This window comes from Fictibacillus nanhaiensis, assembly GCF_023715445.1.
Taxonomy (GTDB): Bacteria; Bacillota; Bacilli; order Bacillales; family Fictibacillaceae; genus Fictibacillus; species Fictibacillus nanhaiensis_D.
This window is the reverse complement of the sequence record NZ_JAMBOD010000017.1, coordinates 23558-29878: the sequence shown is the minus strand read 5'-3', so window position 1 is coordinate 29878 and position 6321 is coordinate 23558. Positions and strand designations below refer to the sequence as shown.

Here is a 6321-nt window from a genome sequence, read left to right as displayed (position 1 = left end):
ACAGCAAAAGGGGAACCATTGTTAACGTTAAAAGCAAGGATCCTGTATAATCAATAGATTCTTTTTCTTTTCGTTGTACCGATGGAAAAAGGAAATAGATGGCAGCAAAAGCTACTAAACCGAACGGTAGGAAGATCCAGAATACCCAATGCCAATGAAAGTGGTCTACAATATATCCTCCAAGCGTCGGTCCGAACACACTTGCCAATCCGAACACACTGCTCATGATTCCTTGCCATTTCCCGCGTTCCCGGGGTGAAAAGAGATCCCCTACAGCTGTAAACGCTGTGGACATGATCATACCGCCGCCAAAACCTTGCACACCGCGATATAAAATCAGTTCAATGATGCTGTCAGAAATACCGCAAAGCAATGAGCCGACTGTGAATACCCCAATACCTAAAAGGATAAAAGGCTTTCGTCCGTATATATCAGAAAGTTTCCCAACGAGTATCGCGGTAATACTGGATGTTAACATAAACATTGTAAATACCCAGCTATAATACTCAATCCCTCCTAAATCAGAAATAATCTTCGGAAGGGAAGTTCCAACAATGGTTTGATTTAATGCGGCGAATAGCATGGCTGCCATGATAGAAATCATAATGACAACTTTCCTGCGCATTTCAAGATGTTCCATAAATATAGTTCCTCCTGTTCATCTAGTAAATATTTCACAAAGTGAAGTATATACAAAAAGTAAAACTGCCTCATCAATCAAGCAGTTTTGTAGAAGATGTTATCATTAACTTCATTTCCTCTTCAGATAAGTTAGCAAACTTTTTAGCTAAATACTGATTTTTAATTTCATCCATTTCTCGTGCGATTTTTTTCCCGTCCTCGGTAATTTCTAAGTATACAATGCGTCGGTCAGAATCAGAACGGACACGCTGAATATAATTTTTGCCAACAAGCCGATCTGTAACTGCAGTAATATGGCTAGAAGAAACTTTTAATTCATTAGCAATTTCTGAAGCCATTAAAGGACTTTGGTTGTGAAGAGTCTGTAATACAGCAAACTCATTGCTTGGAATATAATCGCTGTACAATTCATTCAAGCCTTTTCTCAGCGTCCGAAATAGTCTGCGCAAGCTCATTTCCAAGTCACGTTCAAGTTTATTTCTTACATGTGATTGCTCTGTATTTTCCATTATAACACCCTTGCTTTTTTGTTTCTTCTCTAAGTATATGATAATTTATATTTTATAAGAAAGAAAGTAAAAGACTTAAGGGGAAAAATTGGATGAAGAATTCTACGTTGTTTTTTTTGCTGCTTGGTTTTGGTTTTTTAGTAGGAATCGCTTATTGGATCTGGGCGATCACAACCCAATCACCACCAGGTGGTATGTAAAAAAATTGAGCCGTAATGGCTCTTTTTTAATGGAAAGAATTACGTATAGATGTATGTAAGTAAAATGAATAGGAGGTGCAGTTCGTGAAGGAAAAATACTTAGTCACAAACCGTTTTATCAAAAAGGACCTTAAACAGCGGCCTGGAGGAAACCGGATTCCGCGTTATGCGGTTGCACACGACACGGGAAATCCGGATTCAACAGCACAGCAAAATTTCAAATGTTTTAACAGCAGGCCGCTAGACGCCTCAGCCCATGTGTTTATAGATGACAATGAAATACTTGTCATTATCCCGCTGCATGAAAAGGCTTGGCATGTAAGGTCTGATGTTTCAGATGCTAACGAGTGGGCCATAGGGGTGGAACTTTGTTACGGACCTTCCATTGATTTTAATGAAGCATACCGCCGCTATGTCTGGTTCTTTGCTTACTTGTGTGAGATGTTCCAATGGAATCCAGAAACTCATATCAAAGGTCACTTTGAGCTTGATCCGAAGAGAAGAACAGATCCGTTGAACAGTTTTCATCAATATGATAAAAGCTTTCCTTTTTTTATAGAAGATGTGAAATATGAACTGAAGAAAAAGGTTGTTAATCGCAACGAATTCAAAGACACGGTAACTGCTCCCGGAAGGCTTTATAAAGTTCAGATTGGTGCTTTCTCCTCAAGAGATAATGCCCAAAAGCTTGCAGCTAAGGCTAAGGCAGCTGGTTTTTCCGTATATATTGAACATGCCTAAATACTTCTTTCTTCCTTTTTCCATGTAAAATAAACCAGCGCAATTCCCGCAGCAACAAATAAAGGTTCAAGTATATTCGCTTCAGGACCGCTCGTAACCCGGTGCAGTTGAAATACCCAATGAAACAATATGTTATCAACCGTTAAAAATAATCCTATTGCTGCTATGAAACCGTGAAAAAAAGAAGAATGATAACGTTTATAAATGAACAGCAAAATAAAGACTAAGATAATAACTCCAAAACATACAGCTCCTAAGCGTTCACCCATTGTTTCAGCTTTTAATTCCCATGCAGCGGCTTTTGTTGACCAATGAGACATTGCATAAATCCCAAAAATAAATCCAAAGCAAATCTTCATAGTACCTCCTTACTAGAAAATAGAACAAAATCCGACATGATTTAAAAAAACAGGTTTAATTCATGTATTATAATGGTATATAAGTATTTGGTATGCAATCATTTATTTTTTTCTATAGGGGGATTATAGATAAGATGGAACGTCAGCTGCAGGAATTGGGGCAAAAGATTGTTGAACATAGATACGATCTTGCTAGAAAAATTGATGTTGTTAGAGCAGAATATGGGGAACCGGCAGGACAGCTTACTGAGCAGGTTCTTGAGATAAGAGGCAAGCTGTTTACTTACTTTGGTGAAGCGCTCTATCAAGACATAGCGGAAGTTGAAAAGCGATTTATTGAATGGGGAAAAAGTAACGGAGAGCTGGCTGTTCAATATGAAATTCCTTTAGATATGGCTTTAGCCAGTACCCGGTTTTATCGAATTGTTTTATGGGATTTTATCCGCAGCGAAATCAGCAATGAAAACTTTTCTGTACAGACGGTATTAAAAGCTGCTTCAATTATTGACCCGTTATTGGATGAAACAGTACATGCTTTCAGTGTCGCATATGTGGAAAACAATAACAGAGTGCTTGGACTTGCCCGTGAAGCGATTGAGGAGCTTTCTGTGCCTGTTGTCAGATTAACAAGATCGGTTGCGGTTCTGCCGCTCGTTGGTACAATTGATACACACCGGTCAAAGTTAATAATGGAAACTTCACTTCAGAAATGTACAGAATTGCAAGTCGAGCACTTATTTATCGACTTATCAGGTGTACCCGTTATTGACACGATGGTAGCACATAACCTGTTTAAAGTTATTAATTCACTTAAGCTATTAGGTGTAAAAGTTACATTGAGCGGAATGCGTCCTGAGCTCGCACAGACCGTCGTATCATTAGGAATCAGCTTTGAAGGGATCTCGATCTCTGGCAATCTTTATCAGGAACTTGAAGCAATGGGGATTGCTCCGCAGCCGAAGTAATCATACAAATATCTGCCATTTTATGGGCAGGTATTTTTTTCTTGTATAAAAAGAACGTTTGTTCGCATATAATAAAAAAAAGGAGGTTTTTTCATGACGAATATGTTAATGAGATGCATCCAGGAAAGGGCAACAATCGAGATGATTTATTTATCAGAGAAGGGTGTGATCAGCCACCGTCTCATTACTCCTTATTCATTTGACGGTAAACTGATTACAGCATATTGTGCGGTTCGCAAGCAAATCAGAACCTTTGAATTTAATAATATTTTATCTGCGCAATTCAGGTTTTTGCCTTCTTAAGATCGGGGGAATAGACGTGCAATATGGAAACGAGGAAGAACGTTCACTCATTGAAAAATTTGTGATGTATCCAATTATGCTCACCCTCTTTGACCGGGACTTGAAGGTAGTGAACCGTTCACCGTTCAAATTAAAACGACCGTATATTGCTCTATTAGAACAAATTATGAATCAGGTGAGCAAAGACCTGCATGACGTACGCATCGAGCTTCGAAAGAGAAAAATAAAGGTCATGGATGGGCGCAGAGACAAGGATATTACAGAATACGAAATATTTATCCGCGGCTATCGTGAAATAATGCGATTTCCGAACGTCCATCTAAAAAACAAAGCAGAGACCCTCATGCTATCCTACCTTCGTGTTGCATCAAAATAATACCGGTTCCATCAGTTTCCTTTTAGAGTCCTTCTGTATACAATGAACGTAATGCAGAATGATATTATTACTGAAGAAAATCAGAGATTGAGGAAAAGAATGGAACAGTTTATCCAGCTTGCAAGACAATTAAATAGAGAGATCATGATTGAGAGCCGAAATCCATTTGATCCCGTATGTCCTGTTAATACACCTTTTCCCTGGAGAATACTCGGGTGCGGAAACTATGCGGCGGTTTTTTATCACCCTGACTACCCTTCGTATGTCGTGAAAATATACGGAAGAGAAGAACACGGTCTTCTTGAAGAAAAAAAGGTGTATGAACGACTCGGTGAACATCCGGGCTATTCAGTTTGTTTTTATACAGAAGGCAGATTTTTAATATTAAAAAGAATAGAAGGAATCACCCTTTATGATTGTGTTCATAAAGGGATTAAAATTCCGGAAAGCGTCATCCATGATATTGATGATGCTCTTTGTTACGCAAAAAAAAAGGGACTTTTTCCGAATGATGTCCATGGCAAGAATGTGATGATATCGAATCATAAAGGTATTATTGTAGACGTTTCAGATTTTTATAAAAAAGAGCCTTGCCGCAAATGGAAGGATCTCCGAAAAGCATATTATAAGATTTACAAGCCTACCCTGTATAGAGTTCCAATTCGGATTCCTTATTTTGTTTTAAATGGAATCCGAATTGGGTACAGGTATTATCAAAAGTTAAAAATATCCATAAATAAGGGTAAAAAATAATAGTAATAAATACCCATAAAAAATATTGGCACATTTTACCTTTATAGGATATACTATCTATAAATACATAAAAACCTTTGTTATAAGGGCAAACCAGTTGAAAAACTGGGACGCAAAGCTATGGGCCTAAAGTATGGTATGCATACAATGGCAGCCGGTTGCCAAAGGGGAACGGATTGTAATAATGTTTTAGAAGCAAGAAAGTCGTGGAAGTGATGTTCTGAGACGCGGAATGTATATTTGATACATGAGCGCTGGAAGAACAAACTGACAAGAGAATCGATGCTTATAAAACTTTAGAAGCCATTTCCCTTTACTTAAGGGTAATGGCTTTTTGTATGTAAATTTTTTATGATTTGAGGGGTTGCAAGAATGGAAAACTTCCAGCTAGATTTACGCACACTCAAAAAAAGCTTGTTGAAGGAATTCATGAATTCGGTTCCAGCTATGATACATACACATAAAGAACATTTAAGCCGATATGAGGAGTTTCATTCTTTCTTAAACGGTTTTGTAGAACAATACGAAAAGATCCTGGAGAAATTTTTGCGCGGAATTGTACATGCTGTTTTTTTACAAGAAGAGCGTTTTCAGTTTTTCTTAAAACAGGCAGAAGAAAAGGCTTTCCGGTCAGGGATTCACTTCTTAAGACATCAGCGCATTCCGCATCAGGCACTAGCCTGTTTTTCTACGAGTATAAGAGAAACGGTTTTGCACGAAATGAAAAGCGTTGTGGATAATGAGTCTCTTTCCGTGCAGCTTTTTATGCTTGACCGCTGGAACACGGTCGCACACCGGGCTATCACAGGTTTTTTAAGCGGTTTTTCTTCTCAGCAGTTTAAGGATTTAAAGGAGATCAGTATTCGTGACCCGCTCACAAATCTGTACAACCGCCGGTACTTTTATGACTGCCTGGAGAAAGAAATTAACAAAGCTCAAAAGCAAAAAATGCCGATAACTTTAGTAATGTTTGATATTAATAATTTTAAACATATCAATGATGAGTATGGCCATCATACCGGAGATGAACTTTTACAGCAGATCGCCGAGTTATCCAAACGATTGAAACTTTTATCAGGATTCCGTTTTGGCGGAGATGAATTTGTCTTTTTACTGCCGGGTTTAACGGAAGAGGAAGCTTACAAACTTGTTGAAAAGATGGAGAATCAGCTGATGGCATGGAATACGTCAATTTCTTTAGCATATGGCGCCATCGAGCTTTTGGGTGATGCATGCGATAACATTGATTATTATCTTCAAATGGCAGATGAGCGGATGTACAGCAATAAAAGAGAAGTGAAAACATGAAAATGCGACTTAAGGAGAATGTCCCGCAATATTAGACAGCGTGCAGATGAGCTTCTTTATCAGCAAACAGAAATACACTAAAATTAGATAATGCGAAAAGCGGGGAAAAACAGCTGATCATGTAGCTGTTTTTTCTTTTTTTCTTAGAGAACATCCTTTAAATAC

9 protein-coding genes and 1 riboswitch are annotated in these 6321 nt (G+C 38.2%); of the genes, 6 read left to right on the top strand and 3 right to left on the bottom strand.

Annotated elements, in window-relative coordinates; translation table 11 throughout:
- Together M3196_RS20860 and M3196_RS20855 are read right to left on the bottom strand one after the other, a co-directional pair.
- The coding region (locus tag M3196_RS20860; RefSeq protein WP_251324229.1) for an MFS transporter at positions 1-640 on the bottom strand (640 nt) is incomplete at its 3' end.
- 73 nt (positions 641-713) lie between these two features.
- Positions 714-1151, bottom strand: coding sequence for a MarR family winged helix-turn-helix transcriptional regulator (locus tag M3196_RS20855; RefSeq protein WP_251324228.1), 438 nt, complete (start codon positions 1149-1151; stop codon positions 714-716).
- A gap of 284 nt (positions 1152-1435) precedes the next feature.
- On the opposite strand from M3196_RS20855, the gene M3196_RS22135 reads away from it, so the two are divergent.
- A complete protein-coding gene (locus tag M3196_RS22135) occupies positions 1436-2092 on the top strand; it encodes a peptidoglycan recognition family protein (protein ID WP_338082968.1) in 657 nt (218 codons plus the stop codon).
- On the opposite strand, the gene M3196_RS20840 is transcribed toward M3196_RS22135, so the two are convergent.
- Positions 2089-2451, bottom strand: coding sequence for a DUF2243 domain-containing protein (locus tag M3196_RS20840; RefSeq protein WP_251324227.1), 363 nt, complete (start codon positions 2449-2451; stop codon positions 2089-2091). The two genes, M3196_RS22135 and M3196_RS20840, sit on opposite strands and share 4 nt — an antisense overlap.
- A 134-nt stretch (positions 2452-2585) precedes the next feature.
- Here M3196_RS20840 and M3196_RS22040 point away from each other — a divergent pair, with 134 nt between their 5' ends.
- From M3196_RS22040 to M3196_RS20815, 5 genes are all read left to right on the top strand, one after another.
- Complete coding sequence (locus tag M3196_RS22040; RefSeq protein WP_276531461.1) at positions 2586-3416, top strand: STAS domain-containing protein; 831 nt, start codon at positions 2586-2588, stop codon at positions 3414-3416.
- A gap of 93 nt (positions 3417-3509) precedes the next feature.
- Positions 3510-3719, top strand: a complete 210-nt coding sequence (locus tag M3196_RS20830; protein ID WP_251324226.1) for a hypothetical protein — start codon at positions 3510-3512, stop codon at positions 3717-3719.
- A gap of 16 nt (positions 3720-3735) precedes the next feature.
- Positions 3736-4095: a hypothetical protein gene (locus M3196_RS20825; RefSeq protein WP_251324224.1), complete on the top strand. Its 360-nt coding sequence runs from the start codon at positions 3736-3738 to the stop codon at positions 4093-4095.
- Positions 4096-4194: 99 nt separating this feature from the next.
- Positions 4195-4848 carry a serine/threonine protein kinase gene (locus M3196_RS20820; protein ID WP_251324223.1) on the top strand — a complete coding sequence of 218 codons (654 nt, stop codon included), beginning with the start codon at positions 4195-4197 and terminating at the stop codon, positions 4846-4848.
- Between the two features lie 77 nt (positions 4849-4925).
- Positions 4926-5014: riboswitch (cyclic di-GMP riboswitch) on the top strand.
- Between the two features lie 206 nt (positions 5015-5220).
- Positions 5221-6156 carry a diguanylate cyclase gene (locus M3196_RS20815; protein WP_251324222.1) on the top strand — a complete coding sequence of 312 codons (936 nt, stop codon included), beginning with the start codon at positions 5221-5223 and terminating at the stop codon, positions 6154-6156.
- Positions 6157-6321: the final 165 nt, after the last annotated feature.

Bases quoted from the DNA above. Each gene is read 5' to 3' on its own strand.
- M3196_RS20855 (WP_251324228.1), bottom strand. From the start codon at position 1,151: ATGGAAAATACAGAGCAATCACATGTAAGAAATAAACTTGAACGTGAC.
- M3196_RS20815 (WP_251324222.1), top strand. From the start codon at position 5,221: ATGGAAAACTTCCAGCTAGATTTACGCACACTCAAAAAAAGCTTGTTG.
- M3196_RS20820 (WP_251324223.1), top strand. From the start codon at position 4,195: ATGGAACAGTTTATCCAGCTTGCAAGACAATTAAATAGAGAGATCATG.
- M3196_RS20830 (WP_251324226.1), top strand. From the start codon at position 3,510: ATGACGAATATGTTAATGAGATGCATCCAGGAAAGGGCAACAATCGAG.
- M3196_RS20840 (WP_251324227.1), bottom strand. From the start codon at position 2,451: ATGAAGATTTGCTTTGGATTTATTTTTGGGATTTATGCAATGTCTCAT.
- M3196_RS22040 (WP_276531461.1), top strand. From the start codon at position 2,586: ATGGAACGTCAGCTGCAGGAATTGGGGCAAAAGATTGTTGAACATAGA.